The sequence below is a fragment of the Grimontia marina genome, from assembly GCF_900060185.1.
In the GTDB taxonomy this organism is placed as follows: domain Bacteria; phylum Pseudomonadota; class Gammaproteobacteria; order Enterobacterales; family Vibrionaceae; genus Enterovibrio; species Enterovibrio marinus.
On record NZ_FIZY01000002.1, the window covers coordinates 1 to 22,028 of the forward strand.

Annotated in this window: 13 protein-coding genes and 2 pseudogenes; 7 read left to right on the forward strand and 8 right to left on the reverse strand. The window is 45.1% G+C overall.

The window, feature by feature from the left end; translation table 11 throughout:
- Positions 1-539: IS3 family transposase (locus GMA8713_RS01595; RefSeq protein ID WP_062705098.1), on the forward strand; the 539-nt coding region annotated here is incomplete at its 5' end.
- 6 nt (positions 540-545) lie between these two features.
- On the opposite strand, the gene GMA8713_RS01600 is transcribed toward GMA8713_RS01595, so the two are convergent.
- The 5 genes from GMA8713_RS01600 to GMA8713_RS01620 form a co-directional block, all read right to left on the reverse strand.
- On the reverse strand, positions 546-9,221 hold the full coding sequence (locus GMA8713_RS01600) for a calcium-binding protein (protein WP_062705100.1): 8,676 nt from the start codon (positions 9,219-9,221) through the stop codon (positions 546-548).
- Between the two features lie 96 nt (positions 9,222-9,317).
- On the reverse strand, positions 9,318-10,013 hold the full coding sequence (locus tag GMA8713_RS01605; RefSeq protein WP_062705102.1) for an imm11 family protein: 696 nt from the start codon (positions 10,011-10,013) through the stop codon (positions 9,318-9,320).
- Entirely contained in the window at positions 10,013-10,585 is a 573-nt protein-coding gene (locus GMA8713_RS01610) for a toxin-activating lysine-acyltransferase (protein ID WP_062705104.1), read from the reverse strand. The genes GMA8713_RS01605 and GMA8713_RS01610 overlap by 1 nt, the downstream gene beginning before the upstream one ends.
- A gap of 282 nt (positions 10,586-10,867) precedes the next feature.
- Positions 10,868-11,848 (reverse strand): S1 family peptidase, encoded by a 981-nt coding sequence (locus GMA8713_RS01615; RefSeq protein WP_062705107.1) that lies wholly within the window; start codon positions 11,846-11,848, stop codon positions 10,868-10,870.
- A gap of 123 nt (positions 11,849-11,971) precedes the next feature.
- Positions 11,972-12,934, reverse strand: coding sequence for a serine protease (locus GMA8713_RS01620; RefSeq protein ID WP_062705351.1), 963 nt, complete (start codon positions 12,932-12,934; stop codon positions 11,972-11,974).
- Positions 12,935-13,240: 306 nt separating this feature from the next.
- On the opposite strand from GMA8713_RS01620, the pseudogene GMA8713_RS01625 reads away from it, so the two are divergent.
- The 3 genes and pseudogenes from GMA8713_RS01625 to GMA8713_RS26520 form a co-directional block, all read left to right on the forward strand.
- Positions 13,241-13,438: pseudogene (locus GMA8713_RS01625) on the forward strand (helix-turn-helix domain-containing protein); the annotation flags it as partial.
- A 131-nt stretch (positions 13,439-13,569) separates the two neighbouring features.
- Positions 13,570-13,749: pseudogene (locus GMA8713_RS01630) on the forward strand (CBS domain-containing protein); the annotation flags it as partial.
- 67 nt (positions 13,750-13,816) lie between these two features.
- Positions 13,817-14,407 (forward strand): acyl carrier protein phosphodiesterase, encoded by a 591-nt coding sequence (locus GMA8713_RS26520; RefSeq protein ID WP_084387640.1) that lies wholly within the window; start codon positions 13,817-13,819, stop codon positions 14,405-14,407.
- Positions 14,408-14,572: 165 nt separating this feature from the next.
- Here the strand turns inward: GMA8713_RS26520 and aceA are convergent, their stop codons facing one another.
- From aceA to GMA8713_RS01650, 3 genes are all read right to left on the reverse strand, one after another.
- The gene (aceA, locus tag GMA8713_RS01640; RefSeq protein ID WP_062705114.1) at positions 14,573-15,877 is read right to left on the reverse strand and encodes an isocitrate lyase; all 1,305 of its coding nucleotides are present in this window, start codon (positions 15,875-15,877) and stop codon (positions 14,573-14,575) included.
- Between the two features lie 42 nt (positions 15,878-15,919).
- Positions 15,920-17,527, reverse strand: a complete 1,608-nt coding sequence (gene aceB / locus GMA8713_RS01645; RefSeq protein WP_062705116.1) for a malate synthase A — start codon at positions 17,525-17,527, stop codon at positions 15,920-15,922.
- A gap of 696 nt (positions 17,528-18,223) precedes the next feature.
- Positions 18,224-19,120, reverse strand: a complete 897-nt coding sequence (locus GMA8713_RS01650; protein WP_062705118.1) for a hydrogen peroxide-inducible genes activator — start codon at positions 19,118-19,120, stop codon at positions 18,224-18,226.
- A 129-nt stretch (positions 19,121-19,249) separates the two neighbouring features.
- On the opposite strand from GMA8713_RS01650, the gene GMA8713_RS01655 reads away from it, so the two are divergent.
- The 3 genes from GMA8713_RS01655 to ppk2 all read left to right on the forward strand — a co-directional run bounded on the left by GMA8713_RS01655 (position 19,250) and on the right by ppk2 (position 21,801).
- Positions 19,250-19,852: a peroxiredoxin C gene (locus GMA8713_RS01655; RefSeq protein ID WP_062705119.1), complete on the forward strand. Its 603-nt coding sequence runs from the start codon at positions 19,250-19,252 to the stop codon at positions 19,850-19,852.
- Positions 19,853-20,132: 280 nt separating this feature from the next.
- Complete coding sequence (locus tag GMA8713_RS01660; RefSeq protein WP_062705121.1) at positions 20,133-20,867, forward strand: copper homeostasis protein CutC; 735 nt, start codon at positions 20,133-20,135, stop codon at positions 20,865-20,867.
- A gap of 112 nt (positions 20,868-20,979) precedes the next feature.
- Positions 20,980-21,801, forward strand: a complete 822-nt coding sequence (ppk2, locus tag GMA8713_RS01665; RefSeq protein ID WP_062705123.1) for a polyphosphate kinase 2 — start codon at positions 20,980-20,982, stop codon at positions 21,799-21,801.
- The last annotated feature ends 227 nt before the right edge of the window (positions 21,802-22,028 follow it).

The following is a 22,028-nucleotide window of genomic DNA, read 5'->3' on the forward strand; positions in this document are numbered from 1 at the left end:
ACAAAGCACACAAGGTTTATCCCTACCTGCTGCGTGATATCGATGTCACTTATCCAAACCAAGCTTGGGCGATTGACATCACGTACATCCCCATGGCGAAGGGGTTCCTGTATCTGGTGGCCATTATCGACTGGTATAGCCGCAAAGTACTGGCTTGGCGCTTGTCGAATACGATGGATACAAGCTTTTGCATTGAGGCTCTCGAAGACGCACTGCAACACTACGGGCCGCCCGATATCTTCAATTCAGATCAAGGCAGCCAGTTTACTAGCGCTGAGTTTACTCAGAGATTAATCGACCATGATGTACGGATAAGCATGGATGGGAAAGGACGCTGGGTCGACAACGTGTTCATCGAGCGATTATGGCGTAGCTTGAAATATGAGGAGGTTTACTTAAAAGCCTATACCACCCCCCGAGAAGCTGAACTTGAAATCGGCCACTACATGGTGTTCTATAACGAAGAGCGTAACCATCAGGGACTCAATGACCTTACTCCTGATGAAGCCTACTTCGGCAGGCAAAGATACGCAGCATGAGCGGGATCAAACACTTAAAAAATTAGCTTGTGTGTCCAACCAATGGGGTCCACTTCTCTTACCATCTAAGTAGTCATCACCTTCAAAGCCAATAATGACATCATCATTTGAGCTCCCCTTAATTTTATCATTATATTTTGTCCCTTTCCCGATAACACTTTCAAATAAGAACGCTTTATCCCAAACTGTTCCATCACTGAAGGCAACTTTATCAATGCCATCTCCGTCTCTATCGTATTGAAGGCTCAAGCTACCTTCTTGAGATGTAAAACTCAGCGTAATATCAGTTCTATCCAAAATCGGTTGGGATATTTCAATCTCATCAGGTGAAAAGCCAAATAGCTCTAATGTATTGATGCCAGCTGTATCTCTGATGATGTCATGGCCGTCCCCCCGACTATAACGATACACATCATTACCGCTACCACCACTTATATCATCATCACCCTTACCACCTTGAATAAGGTCATCAAACCTACTGCCTGTGATATAGTCATCGCTATCACTCGCTTGATTCTCCATTAGCTGTGCAAGCGCTTCTTGTCTTGTCCATTCAACGCCATCAGCAAATTTTAAGATTGTGCCGCTGCCGATATTTTCTATCGTTAATCTGTCTCCAGTACGTGGGAACTCAAAAACTAGGTTAGAAGACGAAAACTGCTCATCGTTTAAATAGGCATAGCGGACGACGACCTCTGTAGAGTTAAGGTCACTAAATGTTATGACATTAGCTTTATAGCTGTATCTAAAAGCAACCGTATCAATTCCATCACCGGCTTGAAAAGCGTATTCAGTATCTGCCGAAAAATAAGACCAATCATTACCTCGTCCTGGAGAAATTTCATAAGGAAGCGTTTGTCCGTCAAGGTTAATTCTGTTTGAAGTAGCCCAATTTTCCTCTCTTAAAATCCTAAACAGTACTTCGTCTAGGCTAAGGGTCTCTCCATCTTCGAATACAAATGATTCAATGCCGTGTTGACCACCATATTCTGCTCCAGACAAAACAGCCAATGTTTCATTGGATTCTTTAAGGGTTATCAGTAGATTCCCTTCAACGGCACTAAAGCTAACATCGTGGCGTCTAATACCCGGTGAGAAGATGACTTGATCAACACCACCGCTATCAAATATTGAGTCATGACCCGAACCATAGCCATAGTGATATTTGTCATTCCCCAAGCCGCCTTCAAGTGTATCGGAACCTGCTCCACCGTTTAACACGTCATCTCTATCATCAAAGCCGCTAATGTTGTCGTGGCCATCGCTTCCTGAAAGCATGCTGAGACGTATATCTTCCAGTGTCGCTGATGTTCCATCTGAAAATTCAAACAGCTCCACTTGTCGTGTACTTAAACCCTCTTTAATAGTGAGAACACTCTCACCATCGCCCAGATCGAGTAATAGGTCGTTGTCGATACGACGGACAATCAAGGAATCAAGCGTAATCCCCTTACCAAATACGATACGGTCAACACTGCCATTGAATGGCGATTCAGATTCAATAACCTCGTCAAAATCATAGCCAATACTAAAAGCATAAATATCAGAGTCGGAACCACCGATTAGCGTATCATCACCCTGTCGACCATCCAGCACGTTCGGTGCATCAACAATCCCTGTAATCGTATTATCACCGCGGTTTCCTCCTACTATTTGTAGAAGTTCTTCCACATCAGCAATAGACAGTGATGTGCCATCAGCAAAAAGGAATTGCTCGATTCCATCTACGGTATCTCGAAATTGATTTCGAATTCTCAGGGAGTCCTCAAAGCCAGAGAGTGTAATAACAAGGTCATCACCATCTTTACTGAAGGAAACAATATCGCGGCTGATTAAGCTACCAAACTGAACTTTGTCATTCTGCTCTCTCTCGAAGCCTTCCCTTCCGTACCACCAAGAGCGTACTTGCGTATCGACAATAACATCGTTGCCATAGCCAACATCAAACACATAAGTATCGCCACCACTTGCACCGATTAACGTATCATCTCCCCCTTTACCATCGATACGCTCTCCAAAATCACTGCCTTCAAGTATTTCAGAGCCAGACGTTCCTATCCGGTCGATGAATTCAGGGTTAAGCTGTTTAAAGTCGAGGCTTACATCACTAAATTCAAAAGTTTCAACAGCAAAAACCTGCCTGTCGCTTCTCACATATTGGTTTTCAAAAGTGATTGATTGACCCGTTTCTCTAACAGTGAAGATAAGATCAAGGGCAGTACGTGACACAACAATGTCACCATTGAATGAAAGCCCATCAAATATGGCTTTATCGGCACTTCCGGAAGCATCAAAGACAACATCCTGCCCATCGCCTCTCTCGAATATGTATGTATCGTTGCCTTCTAATCCCTCTAGTCTGTCATTCCCTTTACCGCCCCTGAGTATTTGTGAAAAATCAAAGCCAACAATACGATCATCACCCGTGGTTTGAGACTGATCGACATAATGTTGCAGAAGTTCAAAATAATCCCATTCCGTGCCATCAGAGAACCGAATTGATTCGATAAGATTAATATGGCCTTGGAAAGCCTGATATTTAGTAAACTCGGAGAGTACAACGCCTTGTGTACCGTCGGAACCGGCTATCGACAGCGTTAGCGTGTCAGAGTAGCCCTCACGCAAAAAGTCTATATCAGCCCAAGTGTGGTCACTAAAACGAAGCTGATCGCCTTTACCTCCCCCAAAAAGCTTGATGCTTAAATCGCCATCCTTAACTTCTTCAAGATCATCGCCTTCATTATAAATATAGGTATCTGCACCAGCCCGCCCAATGAGCAGATCATTACCTTTTCCACCGGTTAAACGGTCATCAATATCAAACCCATAGATAGCATCTTCACCATCCGATACTGCATTAGCCACCACTTCTCGAGCTAACTTTGCGAAATCTATTGAAGAGCCATTTTCAAACAGAATCCGCTCTATCGATGTGGAGCTGACAAAATCAAAATCGAAACTCGCAAACTCATCGATGCCCGCCACAGAACCATAAGACTTAGCAAATTCATCCAGATTTAATCTTGCGCCATCAAATTGGCCTTTGATAACAATGGAATCAGAAGTCAGGTTACCTTCACTGTCCTTTAAAGTGATATGTAAGTCAGTACTTTCACCAAATCGCTCAAGATGCAAATCTCTCCCAGAGATATCACCTTTGAACTGAATAAAATCTAAGCCCGCCTTGAATGGGTTCATTCCTTTTGAATTATCTTCATCGATGACATCTTGGCCATGGCCGCGTTCAAAAAGGTATATATCGCCCCCCGTACCACCTCGCAATACGTCGTTGCCTTTTCCACCGATGAGGACGTCAAGCGCGCCAGAACCAACAATGACATCATCAGTATCTTGTGGATCCGCAGTACGGTAGGCAATGGAAAATGAATCCCATACCACACCATTTGCAAATACAATGGCGGTCGTTTCAGTATCTTGTGTTCTTCGGCCAAAGGACGGATTCAGTTCACCAAGAAAATGGTTCCGGACAGTCAGGCGACTATCTGATACGAGAGATTCTATGATCAGATCTTGCCCATCACGGGATACGGATACTTGACTGGATGTTAGCTCGGTAAAGCGAAGTTCATCAGCCTCACCAAAATCGATATCTTCGATAACGATGTCGTTAAAGGTTTCTCCAACAAAATACACATCCCTGCCGGCACCTCCTTTGAAGCTGGTTCCATCACCAGAAAGAATGATGAAATCAGAACCACTAGTCCCAATAAGTTCGTTTTCACTTTCAGAGAGCGTTGCAATCTGTGTTTCATCAACCTGTAGAGCATTTAAAACAGTTGATAATTCAACGCCTAATGGAACTGCCTCATATACTGGTAACACCATTTGTGTGACCGTACGCTGGTCGATTTCAACACTCCCGTCAGTATGTTCGAAATCCGAATACACCTGCCAAAGAATCTCGTTCCACCCTTGGAGGTATTCGTAAACTTCTTCTTTGTGTTCTGGAGTGCCAAACTCATAATGTTGAGGCGCTTTTTCAAAAATAGCTTCAAACATAGGCGTCAACAGATAATCTGAAGTAGGCTTAAACACATCTTCTTCAGCTATAAATTCAACACCTTCAAAGTATTCTTTTAGCCCTCCTTGAGCCGCTAGACGAACGGCCAATGCACTACCCACCTTCATGTAGGTATCCATCAACTGAGCAAGCGTGTCTAACATCGGTGAAATAGCACTTTGATACTCAGTTTTAGACAAACTCCCACTACCATCGTCAACATCATTAATGGAATAGTTTAAAATGCCGGAAGAACTAATATGGGCGTTCAACATTTCGGTTTGAAAATCAACACCCAACAAAGATGTCGCAAATTGGAATTGGCCAGGAGACAGAAGCTCAACGCGGTAAGAACTATCTAAAGATGAATTGACCTCATCAATCGAGTCAAAATCAATCTCATAATTTCGGAGGTTAAACCCATTACTGTCTCCGTGATAAAACTGAAGCTCTAACGCCCTATCAAGGTGACGAGACCATACGAAGAAAGAGCCGTCTTCATCATTGACTTGAACCGTGTAATCAACAGCAATACCGTCGATAACATAAACACCGATATTTTCTACAGACACACCTGCAAGTGGGTTCACGCCAATCGATTCAAGGTTCCAAGACTGTCCTTCTTCTTTGGGAAGAGCCAAAATATCATCAGTGCTCGGTGATACAATCACTTGACCGTCGTCATCAATGATTGGACGACCGCTTGCTAATACCCAGTGGCCATGCTCGTTTTTATAAGCAAAATCATCCACAACCAAGTGATCATTTACAATCGATGTCAGATAAGGCGCTTCATCCCGATAAGAAAGAACATTGCTACGTGAAACTGGTGACCAAGATAACTCAACACTCCACGACTTATCAGATCCAGTATGTTGTGACAGCACATCTTGAAGTGAGACTCTTTCAATCGCTTGACCTGATTCATTTAGAACTGAACCACCGCTTTCAAGATACCAATACCCCCCCAATTCATCCTCTGTATAAACAGCTCGGTCGAGAAGCTGCGTGCCACTTTTGTCAACCAGCACCGCAACCAGCTCTTTAGAGGTATTCAGCGCTTGTCCCCAATGACTCAATATATCTGCAGATTCATCAAGCAAACCTGATAATGAAGGAGAAGTAATATTAGCGCTTTGAGAAGCAATTAATTGCGAAAGTTCGAAATCATTTTGTGCTGCAATAGCAAGATTCGTGACATTTCCAAAGCCCTTAACATCAATAGACTGAGTTGCCCAAAGCGGTGCTTGTGTGGTGACTGAATACTCAGTGTCAGAATCGTTTACAGCTAAAGAAACCTCAAAGGCGTTTGACGACAACCCATCAACAAAAATAACTTCAGTTACAGAAACAATGTCATTACCTTGAGGCGTTGACTTATTTATATAAGAAGGATTGAGGTTAATAGATACAACACCTAAGGATTCAAGAGTATAGAGTTCTGTAGTATTAGATTTTCCATCTTGATTGATATCTCTCCATATGCGAAGTTCTGCGTAAACACTATCTCTTATATCTATCAGTCCATTTTGATCGTCATCATGATTAGAAAGCTGTTCGAATCCAGATCTTGCCGCTGAGCCAATTATTTCATCTGCATCTTGAATCAATCCATCATTATTTACATCAGTAACAATGATTCCATCATCTGGATCAATCCACGCAACCCTTTCAGAAAAAAGATCTGAATCTATGTCAAAATAAATATCAACATCATTAATTTTACTTGTCTCTAGTCCATCACCATCCAAATCTAAAACAATTGGATTAATGAAATCATCTAAATAGTAAACTTCATTCTCTTCATTTTCAGAGTTATTTCCCTCACTGGATCCCCCACTCTCTCCAGAGTCATCTTGAGACCACTTAGTGCTTTCAAGTAGCTGAAGTGAAGCAGCGATGACTCCAAGAAGCTTGTCTTCAACTGATTTTATAGAAGCTAATCCACCCAAAATTCCTGGTGCAATCATGCTAACAAGAGAGAAATATGGGTTGGCATTTTTAAAGATCATTCCCATATCGCCAATAGCTTCATCACGAATACCGCCAGACTCATCAAAAAATGCGCTAGAAAATACAGCAGCTCCTGGTGATTGGTAGTCTTGTATGACAAGGCTACCCTCATTAGAGTGGCCATTATGAGTATTGGGAATATCTTCATCAATGGCGTCACTGAACAACTGAAGGAGGTTTGTTACATATAGATTTTCACCATCGTATGTATAAGTGATAAAAGGAAGAAAATTATCAAAATATATAGGGCTAGTATATGTAGCTAATGCGGTTGCTCCTCCCAACAAGCTGTTTGCAACAGAGAAACCACCATAGAGCGCAGGAATATCATTTGTCCCCCCAACTAACGGAAAACCAAAAAACTTTAAATGGTCATATTTATCTGCATCCATAATATGGGTATTAGGCCAGTACCAAAAAATATCTGAATGCGCTTCTCCGGATATCTCATTACCATTACTGTCAAGACCATCTATAGTATCGCCATATATTTTCGCACCAGTAGTAGTACTGAAAATCCAGTCTTTACCTTCTCCACCAATAATTTGGACACTATCTTCTTCGCCAAAAAAGGAAAATATAATATCGTTTCCTTTACCACCATCTAGCTTTTGTATAAGATCTTGCTGCGCTACTGCACGGGTATCCTCTTCTAGGTAGCCTCTGATTGGATCGCCACCAATATATTCACCTTGTAACCGTTTTTCAGGCATCCAGCCTAAAATAATATCATCACCACCTGCGCCTTTTATTTCGCCATATCCACTATGAAGAAGTAAGTTGTTTTGCTCATTACCTGTAATCTTTGCCGCATCATATCCCCAGCCCCAGATGGTACCCATCTCTTCAGTTGCAACAATTTCAGCAGCTTGCCCGCCTGTCAATACGGCACCAGGTGCTTCTATCCCAAATAATTTCGTTGGAATGCTTTGGGTAAATCCAACCACCTCTGAGGCAATACTCTCTAGCGGCACATAAACTTCTATCGCATCCAAAAAGCCCAAAATACTTTGATGCGCTGCTAATCCCCAGCTATCTGTTTCATCTCTATGGACTTCAATATAAGTCCTGAGATAATCTTTCAATCCCACATATATTTCAGAAGTACCTAATACTGCAAATGATGCCCAACCTACTGGTCCAGATATAGCACCGATACCAGCCAGTGCTATACCTGTTACCGCTGAAGTCAACATCATATAACCGAAATCGGCACTCAACTTGGCACTATTTTCTTCAACGAAATCTTCGAACTCTACTCCTTCTTCCTTGAGTAATTGGTACTGGAAATAAATAAGATAAGCATCGAAAGCCATAGAGCCCAGTGTGCCACCTTTGGATAAATCGAGGTGGTTAGTAAATCCAAATGATTTGTTAACATCCGCAGTATGTTTTAGGGTTGCTTCATCACCATAATTCAATACAATTTTTGATGTTTCAGAAATGACAATATTAGTATTATTTTTACTATTCTCCAAACCATCCTTTACTACACCATCTGTTCTTATCCTATTAGTAAGATCAGCAATGTTATTGGGTAAAGGCTTTCCACTTGGTATATCAAGTTTTTTTAATGACTCTAGATAACTATCAGAAAGCTTCGAAAAATCACCATTTTTTTTAGCTTCTTGTATGCTTAGATGTAATTCATCAGGATCAGATATAATTGACCGAAAAGTATTCAATGCCATAATATCAGCTTGGTACTTAATCCGGTAATCTTCATCTGGTGATGAAATAAAGTCACTATCCTCTGGCCTAGCTTTATATCCATAAGAACTACCATCAGAGTCAATAGCGTCATTAAAAAACAGCTTATCATTGGGAAGCTCTTTTTTATTAACGCCAGCTTGAAAAGAAAGTAGCGCATTATCAAAATTTAAACGATAACTTCCATTATCTTCTATGGTGAAGTCAGCTCCACCATCAATTTTATTTATAGTCCAAGTAGAGTTAACACTGTTATAATATTCAGAAATTGACTCCCCCTCTAATCGAGGATCATCCTTCCTTAAGAGCAACAATGACTTGGTACTATCACCTTCAATAACTCCTCCATCTTGGAGCGCCATATATGCAAATTTATTAATACCTAATTGTGCTTTCGCCCAATATTCTATTTTTAATTTTTCGCCATTTCTCTCAATTTCTTCCGCTTGTTCAAAAGTAATAATGCCATTATTTTCATAGCGAATTTTTCTCTCCATAAAGTCAATATATTCGCTCTCAAAACGTATACCTTTCTCCTCTATTTCACTGACCAATTCATTCATGTATTGATTATATTGATCATGCTGTCCTGAGTGTGCTGCCGCTTGAACAAGAAGAGAGTCTTTATATTGTGACGCTAATGCTGCGCCGTTTATACGAAAGTCGGCATGATCATATCGATAGGCCGAATCGACATCCTCCGACATGATGTATTTATAGAAACTATCATAATGGTCTAAAAATACTTCATTTGGTGTTAGGTGATGCAGTTGAACGACGAAATCCCTTCCAGTAGTTTTTTCACCAGAAAGAGTAAAATATTCCTCAGCACTAATCTCTTTTTGCCCAGTCATGATCATGCTGTGCTTGGGAAGCTTTGAACTATGAATAGTACTCTTGTTAAATTCAAGGAGTTTTTTTATCTCTTCATCAGTCATTTTTTAATTCCTGAAAACATCAATTTTGAACGTAGGAATTCTCACCTATTTAAAGATGTAACTCCAATGAAATGTATTAAAAGCTTGGTGAGAGAGCTATACTTCTTTTAAAGTAAACCTTGTCGAAAAATCATCAATTTGTCTGCTGGAAAGTATTTCAAGAAATGCATCTGAAATGAATATATTTGAACGAAACCTTGCATCAGCCCATGCCAGATGGCCCTTAATCACATCTTTTTTGACGGCATTTCCATCGCCAGGCTCCAACATTAGCGTAGAATTTTCCGGGTCTGCTTTTTTCATAAAAACGATCCGTGTCGAGTTTAAGTCAATCGCATCCAATATCACCATAGGCCACCAAAAGTAAGCCTGGCCCACCACATCTCCTTTTTCGTCTACAACAACCAAAGGAGAAAGTTGATGTTTTTCAGGCTCCAGTTCCATCAAACACGCCGCAAATCGCTCACTGATAATCGCTGAGGGGAAATCAGCGAAATTATGTGGGGTGAAATCATAGGGGGGAGCCCCCTCTCTGGAAATGACCTTCTGAGGTAATTTACTCTCAGGAATCTCTTTTGCAAAAGCATTGATATGTGCGTCAATACGTGTCAGCTTGGCATTCGTTTTTTCTCCCCCTAACTGTTGCGCGGTATGATAAATTGCGCGGGCTTCTCTCGATGCTTCTTTGCCAAACGCCTTCAACGTCGCCTCGTCGTGTTCTAGGAACCTAGGAATAAATGAGGGGGTAGATTTATCAAGCCAGCGATCAGACTTGTAAAGGGTGGCAGCCATTAATGTAATTCCTTCTCTTTTCTCTTGGTTGGCATTGCGCCCATACCTTCAAGTACAGACGGTTCAACCAATTTTGCCACTAATGGATGAATTTTTAGATCCCCTTCTTTCACTACTTGCTTAAAGTTGCGGATCACCTTCGCTGTTGCGTCCTTGTTGGGCGCGATAACATCGAATAGCCAGTTAATCTCTCCGCTGTTCCAGTCTTCCGACTTTAGTCGAACGGGGTAAGTACCACCCTTGATTTGGTCACGGATTTTGGCATCGACCTCTTCAGACACACTGGCCCAAATCGCCATGCCGACCAAGTCCTGCAGTTCGTCTTCTTTTTTCTCACCGGGGTAAGCAAGAGCGATACGGTTTTGAACGAGAGGGTCTAATACTAGGTGCTGGAGATCTGCAATGGTTTGGTGACGGTAGCGAGGCAACATCATCATGGTCATTGCAATCTTGCCAAATGATTCGCGGATTTTCGTTCGCATTTCCTCAACAGCAGCGAGGACTTCGGGGGAAGGCTTTTCTTGATTTTCGGCATTCAGGGAGGCTTCGTTTTTATTCTCAATATCGCTCATAACTACATCCTTATACATCGAGCATGGCATAATGAATCCAATTGAATACCTATGCCTTTATTTCTAACCAACATGTATAAGTTCGTTCATTTTCCTGTATAAAACAAACACTAGTTAGTTTCACCTGCTCTCTCTGTGATCTTAACATTAGTTTATTATTGATAAGACAAGACCTTAAAAAACAAGTTGAATATAATGCTTTATTTCAATAACAAGAATTGTCTTATTCAATAAACAAAAAAGCCAACCCGAATAGGTTGGCTTATTCAAATAACAATTACACTATCTTTTTTTAAAAATACGAAATAGAAACACTAAGCAAAGTAGAAGAGGATTTACTCCACCCCCTCCCCCTCCAGAATTGTTTTCAGCAGTGGCGAGCGCGAAGATATCTTCGGCGAAGCTAACACTTGGTGCACTGTAGCCTCCGTCCATGTTGGCATCAATCCAAGAGAAATAGGTACTCACCTGTGTAAAACCATCCTCCGCATTTGGACTTGCACAGCCATCATCTCTGCTTGAGAAACTAACAAGTCCTGCGAGTCGATATCCGCGGTCTGCATCCGACGCGTTGCTTGGATTTTGCCATACAAGCGGGCCTCCGGAGTCCCCAGAACAAATACCTTCAGTGGTAGTATTGTTTGCACAGACATACGCGTCTGAGAATGCTTGCGACACACTCCCATTACTAAACGTTGTCCAAGAGCAACTACTGTCAGGGACACCTGTTAACGCCACCATCTTAAGAGACTGGCTTCCTGCCCCCCCTGTTCTTGTTGCACCCCATCCCGAGGAAACAAGGTTATCCAGTTTAGGTACTTGAAACTCGTTATCCATCTCACTTTGATTTTCTGCCATCAAAAGAGGAATAGATTTGGCGTTAGAGGGAAGCGATCCAGCAAGTTTCAAAATAGCAATGTCAGCGGTTAAATTCGCATTGTTGTAGTCAGGATGCACCTGAATATTAGCAACCGGAATAGGACTTCGCGGAGAGCTTAAATCCGTAAAGCCCGCAAGTACAGATATGTCGGACGCAAAAAGTCCTTCAACGCAATGCGCGGCCGTTAAGACATAGTCATTCGAAATGATAACGCCCCCACATCCACTTGAGGGAATATCAATATATACCTGCCAAGGTAACGCACTAATATTGGCATTGTTGCCACCTACTATGTGTGGCTGCCTTACGTTTTCTTCAGATGCATGACTAAAATTAGACAACGCCGCCAAGGCAAAAACTGCGAATCCCTGCTTTAATTTCATCCTATTCACTTCAAGATAAATATAAACACAGGTTACACAATAACGTATTGGTTTGTAGATTTCGGCTAAAAGCTAATACAGTGGCATTAGTATTCTCAAATATGAATCAAAATGGCCTTATATTTACTTTGCTCGTCTAAAGAGACAAAGAGCCATACTTATTATAAAAAATATTGGAACACTCCCTCCCCCGCCAGAGCTTTCAGTCGCTGTCGGAGACTGACTCGCACAGCTCCCTCCCTGACAACTAGAAATCCAGTCAGTGTAACTAGCAACCTGGGTGAATACGTCTGGAGCAATTAGAGATGCGCACTGTGAAGCGACACCAAAGCTCACCACACCAACCAAGGTGGCTCCACCATCAGCATCACCCGCGCGGGATGGGTCATACCAAATCAATGGGCCGCCGGAATCCCCGTTACAGGACCCGACGCCATTTGCCTGAGCACAAAAGAATTTGGACTGGTAATCAGAAATACCGGTCAGAGTAGAGCCCCAAGCTGAAGCGCAACTAGCGTCAGTTACGGCAGAGACTGTCGCTTTTTGGAGCCTATTTGTACTTTGAGAGCGGCCTTTGTCGGTAAAACCCCACCCCGTTAACTGCATATCATTGTTGTTGAGGTTCCCCGTGGCATCGACGGCAGCTTGAACTGTGTGATTCGGTAACATAACGCTTGACGCGTTTGGGTGAATATCAGAAGAAAGTTTGATCAATGCAATGTCATTTTGGAGCGTTTTTTTGTCGTAGCCGATGTTGACATAGATAGATTCAACAGAAGATTGGAAGCTGGAGAAGTCTGCTCCGTTGATTTCCGCTGTGCCTGTGTAGACCGTGACCGAGCTGGCTGATACCAAAGAAAACGGGTCATCATCGCCGTTAGTATCAAGGCAATGCGCTGCCGTCAGAATCCACCGACTGGAAATGACAACACCACCACATGTGTATTTACTTGTCCTAATAAATGCCTGCCATGGCGCATCACTAATGGAAGCATCTGCCCCACCAACTACACGGGGTTCAGGTTCTAAGGCGTACCCCGAAAAAGAGATCAGAAATACCAGTGTCGCTATCAGTTTCATTCGCATTATCTTCACCCCTACAAACAAAAAGGTATTGCTGGACGCCATTGCGCCCCGGTGCGTTGCTACTGCTTGAAACAACCTTGGTATCATTCAGAAGTTCCGGGTGGAAGCTTGAATGTCGTCGCCTACACTCCCTGCCTTTTTAGCTATATTTGACATATAGGCTTACTTTAGTGTGTATATGGAGGCAGAATATTTATCGTATATGACATGATGAGTAGCGACCTCATCACTCTCACTTCTAAGAATAAGACACTTCCAGCAATTTGAAAAAACGAAATAAACAGATTAATACAATCGGAAAGATCGATGAATGAATTCCCTTCTCTCAAACAGCTCCACTACTTGGTCACACTGCATGAGACGCGCCATTTCGGAGAGGCGGCCAAACAGTGTTTCGTCAGTCAGTCTGCACTACGTTCCGGCATTCAGAACCTTGAAGATGTGGTGCCTCGAAGTCGTGAAATCTTGGCACGTAGTCAGGATTTAATGGAGCTGGCGCAAGTCAGTTAAGGCCCGATGCAAGGCAAGCTGCGCGTGCAGTTAGCCAACTATTACAGGTCGTCAGTGTGCTTGGACAGGAAGGATGCAACACCTTCTGGAGACGCTTGCATGCCAGCCTTACCTTTTTCCACTGTGCCGGTCTCAAAGAGGCTGCGCTATATATGCAGAAGCGCAAGATTGGATGCTTGCCTGTCGTAGAGGACGACAAACTGGTTGGTATTATCACAGACAGCGATTTCGTCGCCATCGCCATCAACCTTCTGGAGATCCAGGAAGAGACTGAGCCAATGGAAGAAGAGGGAGAAACGGTCTGATAACGACAAACACGTATCACTTAAGATAGGCTAAGCCTTCCGTTTCAAGGAAAGATCCCGAGGGCGCGTGAATTATCTGGCACATTTACACATTGCCAAACACTGCAACAGCCAGTTGATGGGAAACCTGATGGCAGATTTTGTTCGCGGCAAGCCCGACGGTAAATTTCTGCCAGAGACAACGCAGGCTATCTATCTTCACCGGTTTGTGGATCGCTACATCGATAGCCATGAGGCCATCAAGCCCTGTCGTGCGCTCTTTCCCAAACACCTTTACCGCTTCAGTGCCATCGCCCTCGATATGTTCTGGGATCATGCGCTCGTCCATCATTGGGATGCCTTCAATAACGTCGGTTTCGATGAGTTTGTCGCCTGCGCCGAGAAAGACTGCCGTACCGCGACTCAGCAAGAACCCAATCCACTGCCGGAAAGGTATCTTTTTCTCTCAGATAAAATCTGGCGCGAAGGTTGGCTCCCTTCTTACGAGGACATCAACACCCTACCCTTTGCTTTAAAGCGAATGTCAGCCCGAAGCCCTCGGATGGGGCCGTTGGCTGAAACGGCAGAGACCTTAGTCGCTCATCGACAAATATTGCTGAATGCTTTTCCCTCTCTATACAGAGATGTGCTGAGCGCTGCGCATCATTTTCACCACTAAGGTCTGTTGACCAAATCACAGGCACAAAAAAGCGACCCGAAGGTCGCTCAAAGCGTGGATATTGAAGCTCTAACGGCTCCTGAACTGCTAGGTTCATTGCATGTTATAAAAAAACAATCGGGCTAACAGGTATGGCTGGATTATCAGCCCGATTGGGATAACGCTTTAGAACTGGTCTTCTTCGGTAGAACCTGTCAGAGCTGTCACAGAAGAGTTACCGCCCTGAATAGTGTTGGTCATCTTATCGAAGTAACCGGTACCCACTTCCTGCTGGTGAGCAACAAAGGTGTAACCACGCTCAGCCGCTTCAAACTCAGGACGCTGTACTTTCTCCACGTAGTGACGCATGCCTTCACCTTGCGCATAAGCGTGCGCCAGATCGAACATGTTGTACCACATGTTGTGGATACCCGCGAGAGTGATGAACTGGTACTTGTAGCCCATGTCAGACAGCGCCTGCTGGAACTTCGCGATGGTTGGCGCGTCCAGGTTTTTCTCCCAGTTGAACGATGGCGAACAGTTGTAAGCCAGCAGTTGATCTGGGTACTGAGCGTGAATAGCTTCAGCAAACTGACGCGCTTCTTCCAGATCCGGCGTCGCCGTTTCACACCAGATAAGGTCAGCGTATGGTGCGTAAGCCAGACCACGAGAAATCGCCTGTTCGATACCTGCACGAACCTTATAGAAACCTTCTGAAGTGCGTTCACCTTCGATGAAGTCTTTATCGTAAGGGTCACAATCTGAAGTCAGCAAGTCTGCTGCATTCGCATCAGTACGTGCAATCACAAGGGTGGTGGTGCCTGCAACGTCGGCAGCAAGACGCGCTGCAACCAGTTTTTGGACGGCTTCTTGGGTAGGAACCAGCACCTTACCACCCATGTGACCACATTTCTTCACTGATGCCAGCTGGTCTTCAAAGTGAACACCTGCTGCACCCGCTTCAATCATCGAACGCATCAGCTCGTAAGCATTCAGAACACCACCGAAGCCCGCTTCTGCATCGGCAACGATTGGCAGAAAGTAGTCGGTACCTTCTTCCGGTGTGCCACCTTTAGACCACTGGATTTGGTCTGCACGGCGGAAAGAGTTATTGATACGCTTAACCACTGCCGGTACTGAATCTACCGGGTACAGTGACTGATCAGGGTACATAGAAGATGCGGTGTTGTTGTCCGCAGCCACCTGCCAACCTGACAGATAAATCGCCTCGATACCCGCTTTTGCTTGCTGGACCGCCTGACCACCGGTCAGTGCGCCAAGACAGTTCACATAGCCTTTTTTCGCACTGCCGTTGACCAGTTCCCAAAGCTTGTCAGCGCCGCGCTGGGCAATAGTCTGCTCTGGTACGAATGAACCACGTAGGGCAACCACTTCTTCCGCCGTGTAAGTACGCTTCACGTTCTTCCAACGCGGGTTTTCAGCCCAGTCTTTTTCCAATGCTTCAATTTGCTGCTGTCTTGTCAGAGTCATTGTGCTTCCCTCTCTCAATGTTCAAGTTTGTAAAATCAGTGGTTAGTCCAGCAATTCGTATCCAGATAACGTCAGGAAATCTGCCAGCTCATCACTGGTGGTCAGTTGTTCCATCAAACTGGCCGCCTGCTGGTATTTCCCGCCGTTGAATACGGTTTCACCTAGTTCTTGCTTCAGCACCTCCATCTCTTCGGCCAAACAGGCGCGGAAGAAATCTGCGGTCACGGTCTTGCCGTTGCTTAGCGATTTTTCATGTTTAATCCATTGCCAGATAGAAGCGCGGGAGATTTCCGCCGTCGCCGCATCCTCCATCAGGCCATAGATAGGCACACATCCATTTCCCGAAATCCAAGCTTCGATGTATTGCACCGCCACGCGAATATTGTGTCGCATGCCTTCCTCAGTGCGGTCGCCTTCACACGGCTCTGTGAGCTCTTTGGCTGTGATAGGTGCGTCTTGCTCGCGCATCACATCGAGTTGGTTTTTACGCTCACCGAGCGCCGCATCGAAAACTGCTTTCGCCGTGTCTGCCAGTCCAGGGTGAGCCACCCAGGTACCGTCGTGACCGTTATTGGCTTCCAGCGATTTGTCTGCATTGATCTTGTCCAGAACCAACGCATTCTTCTCCGGGTCTTTTGACGGGATAAACGCCGCCATACCACCCATTGCCATCGCACCACGGCGGTGACAGGTTTTCACCAGAAGGCGCGAATACGCGTTCAGGAAAGGTTTTTCCATCGTCACCACCTGACGATCCGGCAATACGCGGTCTGGGTGGTGACGGAATGTTTTGATATAGCTGAAGATGTAATCCCAGCGGCCGCAGTTCAGCGCCACAATATGGTCTTTCAGCGCGTGCAGGATTTCGTCCATCTCAAACACAGCGGGCAGCGTTTCGATAAGCACGGTTGCCTTGATGGTACCGCGTGGCAAATTGAACTCGTCTTCAGTGAAACAGAACACATCGTTCCACCATGCAGCCTCTTGATGCGCCTGCAGTTTTGGCAAGTAAAAATAAGGGCCTGAGCCGTTTTCCAGCAAGGTTTTGTGATTGCGTAAGAAATACAGACCGAAGTCCAACAGCGCACCTGGAATCGGCGTGCCATTCAGCAACACGTGCTTTTCTTTCAAATGAAGGCCGCGAACACGGCAAATCAGCACCGCTGGGTCTTCGCCCAATGCGTAGTGTTTGCCTGTCGCCGGGTTGTTGTAAGAAATGGTGCGGTTAATCGCGTCAGTCAGGTTGCGCTGACCTTGCAAAACGGGTCCCCATACCGGCGAGAATGAATCCTCAAAGTCCGCCATGAACACTTTTACGTTGGCATTCAGGGCATTAATCACCATTTTTCGCTCTGGCGGACCAGTAATTTCCAGGCGGCGGTCCTGTAAGTCTTCAGGGATCCCGCGAATACGCCAGTCACCCTTTCGGATTTCCGCCGTATCAGGCAGAAAATCAGGAGTGGCACCCGCATCAAATTGCGCCTGACGTGCTTCTCGGGCTTCCAGTAGTTCTGGTACACGGTGTGCAAAGCGGGTGGCAAGTTTCAGGATGAAGGAGAGCGCTTCATCAGTCAGTACATCAGATTCCATCTCAGTGATCGGCGGAACAAACGACAATTCCTTTAAAGCTTGTTGTGCTTGTGATTCCATAAAACGCCCTCCATTTCCATTTGTAACTAAATCACAACAATATCAATTAATCCCTTACTGCTTCGATTGCTTTCTTATCGCCGAAACACCTTTCTAAACTGGCGTATTTATTTTCGCCAGTCAACACTACCAAAGGGGTTGGACTTAAGTGTAGATTCTTTTAAATATATAAATATCAATTACTTATGAAATATAGAGTTTTAACTCAAAACACTGAATTAAAACGATTCTCAGATTGTTGTTCCGTTTGTGACTTTCTCATCCCTTAGTGCGATTTTTGTAAGCACTTACGAAATTAAATTACTTCAAGAGCAAACCAGTTGAATATCATGCAGGTCTATTTTAAACGTAGCAGCCAATGGCAATTTCTGCAGAAAATCTTTCCATAACAAAAACTTAACAATGGTTATATGTAATTATGGCTAACGGGCAAGCAACTTAAGTGCTTAATAATTGACGAGAAATATGTAGGGATACCGACAGAATTTAATTTCAGAAACGCAGGACAGTTACTAAAGTGTAAAAAGACAATAGCTCTATTTCAAGAGAGAATATCAGCACAAAAAACCAAAGTTATTAGTAAACCTAATAAGAGCTAAAGAATCTTGAAAAAGCAGAGGAAATTTCATCGTTTTATGCACTGTAAAGCTTATGTAAACGATTAAACTTCCCCGGATTTTAGTTCCAGAATGGTGCTTAAAGGAGAGTTTCAACCAGATCTGCGAGTGCTTCAAAGGTCGGTTTGCGGCTCGAAGTAGGACGCCAGACCAGACCAATTTCGCGGTAAGCCTCCCTCCCTGGTGGCTCCATAACCACCAAATCGAGATTATCGATGAGGCCGTGATTGATCGCCATTTGAGGAAGAAACGTCGTACCGAGGCCATTCGCCACCATCTGCACCAGCGTGTGAAGACTGGTCGCGGTAAAAGGATTGATTTTCTCTGTGCTTGCCAACTGGCAGGCCGAGACTGCGTGGTCTGTCAGGCAATGTTCCCGCTCCAACAGAAATACTGACTCATCCGGCAGGTCAGAATAGTGAATAGGGACAGGTATCCCTTCCGCCTGAGCACTGTTCAGCACCATCTTGAAAGCGTCTTTCCCGACGATACGGCTTTGCATGCTGCCAATTTCGACTGGCAGCGCCAAAATAAGCACATCCATCTCACCACTTTTCAGTGCCATCAACAGGTTTGCAGTGGTGTCTTCGCGCAGCAGCAAATCGAGTTCAGGAAAACGCTGATTCACTGCCTGTACCAAGTCACAGAGAAGAAAGGGCGCTATGGTCGGAATACAGCCTACACGCAGCTTGCCCTGCATCGGGCCTTCACTGACTTGGGTCAGCTCCATTAAATCCTGACTACGGGCCAAGATTTCCCGACTTCGAGATACCACATCTTCACCAATAGCCGAAAATACCAGAGTTTTGTTATCTCGCTCAATAAGCTGAGAGCCAATCAGATCTTCAAGGTTCTGAATGCCGGAACTTAGTGTAGACTGACTGACGAAACACTGTTTAGCCGCCTCACCGAAATGGCGCGTCTCATACAGTGTGACCAAGTAGTGGAGCTGTTTGAGAGAAGGGAATTTATTCATCTACTTTTCCGATTACATTAATCTGTTTATTTTGCTTTTTCCAATTTATCACTTCCACTATAGTTTGTCCCGTTCATTAATGAATCAAGGCATTAATGCCTGAAAATTAGACATTTTAGGAGCTGAGAAATGGTACTATTAGGCCGCCACGCCCCAGATTTCACTGCAGCAGCAGTACTTGGCAATGGCGAAATCGTAGATAACTTCAACCTGAAAGAATTCACCAAAGGTAAGAAAGCGGTTGTGTTCTTCTACCCACTGGACTTCACTTTCGTATGTCCATCTGAGCTGATCGCTTTTGACAAGCGTTACTCGGACTTTAAAGAGAAAGGCGTTGAAGTTATTGGCGTTTCCATCGACTCTCAGTTTACTCATAACGCATGGCGCAACACGTCTGTTAAAGACGGCGGCATCGGACCTGTTAAATACCCACTGGTCGCAGACGTTAAGCACGAAATCTGTAATGCTTACGGCGTTGAGCACCCAGAAGCTGGTGTTGCTTTCCGTGCTTCTTTCCTGATTGACGAAGAAGGTGTGGTACGTCACCAGGTTATTAACGATCTGCCACTGGGCCGTAACGTCGACGAGATGCTGCGCATGGTTGACGCACTGAACTTCCACCTAATGAACGGTGAAGTTTGTCCAGCACAGTGGAAAAAAGGTAAGGCTGGCATGCAAGCGTCTCCAGACGGTGTTGCATCTTTCCTGGCTAACCACACTGACGACCTGTAATAGTTGACAGCTGCGCGCGCAGTTTCCCCCTAAACGCGTAAGCGTAAAGCCAAAGTCAGCGATAAAATAGAATGAGGCCCGGACCACCGGGCCCTTTTTGTATTTAAGCCTCAGTGGTTGGTGATGTAATCACCTCTCGAAAAAGCCCGCACTTTTGAGTTCCAAAAGGACTTTATAGGGCCTGCTCTTAACCAACTTTTACCAAACTTTTACACCCTCCCATCTTCTATTCCAACAGCAACTCATTGATGATGAATGCACGAAATTCAGGGAGTGTTGTATGTCTGTTTTGGTTGAAGTGTGCATTGATAGTATTGAATCCCTTTCTATTGCCGAGCGAGCAGGCGCAAAGCGTATTGAGCTTTGTAGTTCGCTGGCGACAGGTGGCCTGACAGCAAGTGCGGGTTACATGAAAGCCGCGATGCGTGTGGCGGGCATTCCGGTTTACGGCATTATCCGACCCCGTGAAGGCGACTTCCTTTATTCGGGTGATGATGTAGAAATCATGCTCGAAGACATTCACACCGCTAAACAGGCAGGCCTTAACGGCGTGGTGATCGGTGCGCTGCAGGCTGACGGAAAAATTGATGAGACCATCGTCGGCGACATGATTAAAGCTGCCTCCGGCATAGGCATCACTTTCCACCGCGCGATTGACCACTGCTCAGCCCCGTTCGATGCCCTGGAGTTTCTGATAGCGCACAAAGTAGAACGCATCCTCACTTCCGGTCTTGCCAAGCGCGCAGAAGACGGCATAGATAAGCTGAAAGACATGGTGGCCTTCACCCAAGGTCGACTCTCTATCATGCCGGGCGCCGGTGTCTCGCCGGATAACGCAAAACGCATTGTCCAAGCCACAGGCGTCAGCGAAATTCACCTCTCCGGTAAAACCACCCGCCAATCCCATATGGCTTTCCAGAACGAAAACGCCACCATGGGTAACGGTGACGATTTCGCTATCACAGTCACCAACCCGGACACCATCAAAGCGACACTGGCTGCGCTCTCTTCTTAAGCCTGATTTCCCAAGCCTGATCGAGCCTCGCACTTTTCCGAAAGGGGGATTGAAATCATCCTCCTTTCTTTTTTAGGGTGGCAGGACAAACCCGAGGAAAAGGACGTGGCACATGGCGAGCGAAGATAAAAACCAGCCAACGAAAAAGAAGAAAGGGAAACTCAGCAGCGAAGCCTACGAAAACAAACTCGCTGAGCTACAGACGGAACTCGTCAAACTTCAGGAATGGGTCAAACTCAAAGGCCTGAAAGTGGTCGTCGTCTTCGAAGGGCGCGATGCCGCGGGAAAAGGCGGCGTGATAAAGCGCATTACCGAAAAGCTCAACCCGCGTGTCTGCCGCATTGTCGCGCTGGATAAACCCACCGAACGCGAACGCACCCAATGGTATTTCCAACGCTACGTTTCGCATCTTCCTGCTGCAGGCGAAATCGTCCTGTTTGACCGGAGTTGGTATAACCGTGCGGGCGTAGAGCGCGTGATGGGCTTTTGCAGCGACGAGCAATACGACGAGTTCATGCGCACCTGCCCCGAATTCGAGCGTATGCTGCAACGCTCCGGTATTATCCTGTTGAAATACTGGTTCTCAGTGTCTGATGAAGTGCAGGAAAAACGCTTTAAAGAACGCATCGATACCCCGATCAAACGCTGGAAGTTCAGCCCGATGGATTTGGAGTCCCGAAGCCGCTGGAAAGAATACAGCGAAGCGAAAGACAAAATGTTCTCCTACACAGACACCAAAGAATCTCCATGGTGGGTGGTGGAAGCCGACAACAAAAAGCGGGCGCGCCTGAACTGTATTTCCCATCTTCTCTCCAGCATTCCGTATGAAGCGATCAGCTATGACACCATCGAACTGCCCGAGATCAACAAAGAGGGCTATGTCCGTGTGCCGCTCGAAAGCCAAAGCTTTGTGCCGGATGTGACCGACGAGTGATAAGCCAATAAACGCATCACCCCAAAAGCGCAGCCGATAAAAGCTGCGCTTTCTGTCTTGAAAATACACCTCATAGACCGCCTTTCCAGACAGCGTCAAAACTTCGTAAACCCCTGTAATAACGCCATAGAAACGTCATCACTGTGCATTCACTACCAATTCGTTCTGATGAACTGAGGGGCTGCTTCAAATAACGGATTTTCTCGCTCACTCACCCGATAACTCCC

Bases quoted from the DNA above. Each gene is read 5' to 3' on its own strand.
- GMA8713_RS01610 (WP_062705104.1), bottom strand. From the start codon at position 10,585: ATGAGCGATATTGAGAATAAAAACGAAGCCTCCCTGAATGCCGAAAAT.
- GMA8713_RS01620 (WP_062705351.1), bottom strand. From the start codon at position 12,934: ATGCGAATGAAACTGATAGCGACACTGGTATTTCTGATCTCTTTTTCG.
- GMA8713_RS01615 (WP_062705107.1), bottom strand. From the start codon at position 11,848: ATGAAATTAAAGCAGGGATTCGCAGTTTTTGCCTTGGCGGCGTTGTCT.
- aceA (WP_062705114.1), bottom strand. From the start codon at position 15,877: ATGACTCTGACAAGACAGCAGCAAATTGAAGCATTGGAAAAAGACTGG.
- ppk2 (WP_062705123.1), top strand. From the start codon at position 20,980: ATGGCGAGCGAAGATAAAAACCAGCCAACGAAAAAGAAGAAAGGGAAA.
- aceB (WP_062705116.1), bottom strand. From the start codon at position 17,527: ATGGAATCACAAGCACAACAAGCTTTAAAGGAATTGTCGTTTGTTCCG.
- GMA8713_RS01600 (WP_062705100.1), bottom strand. From the start codon at position 9,221: ATGACTGATGAAGAGATAAAAAAACTCCTTGAATTTAACAAGAGTACT.
- GMA8713_RS01655 (WP_062705119.1), top strand. From the start codon at position 19,250: ATGGTACTATTAGGCCGCCACGCCCCAGATTTCACTGCAGCAGCAGTA.
- GMA8713_RS01605 (WP_062705102.1), bottom strand. From the start codon at position 10,013: ATGGCTGCCACCCTTTACAAGTCTGATCGCTGGCTTGATAAATCTACC.
- GMA8713_RS01650 (WP_062705118.1), bottom strand. From the start codon at position 19,120: ATGAATAAATTCCCTTCTCTCAAACAGCTCCACTACTTGGTCACACTG.
- GMA8713_RS01660 (WP_062705121.1), top strand. From the start codon at position 20,133: ATGTCTGTTTTGGTTGAAGTGTGCATTGATAGTATTGAATCCCTTTCT.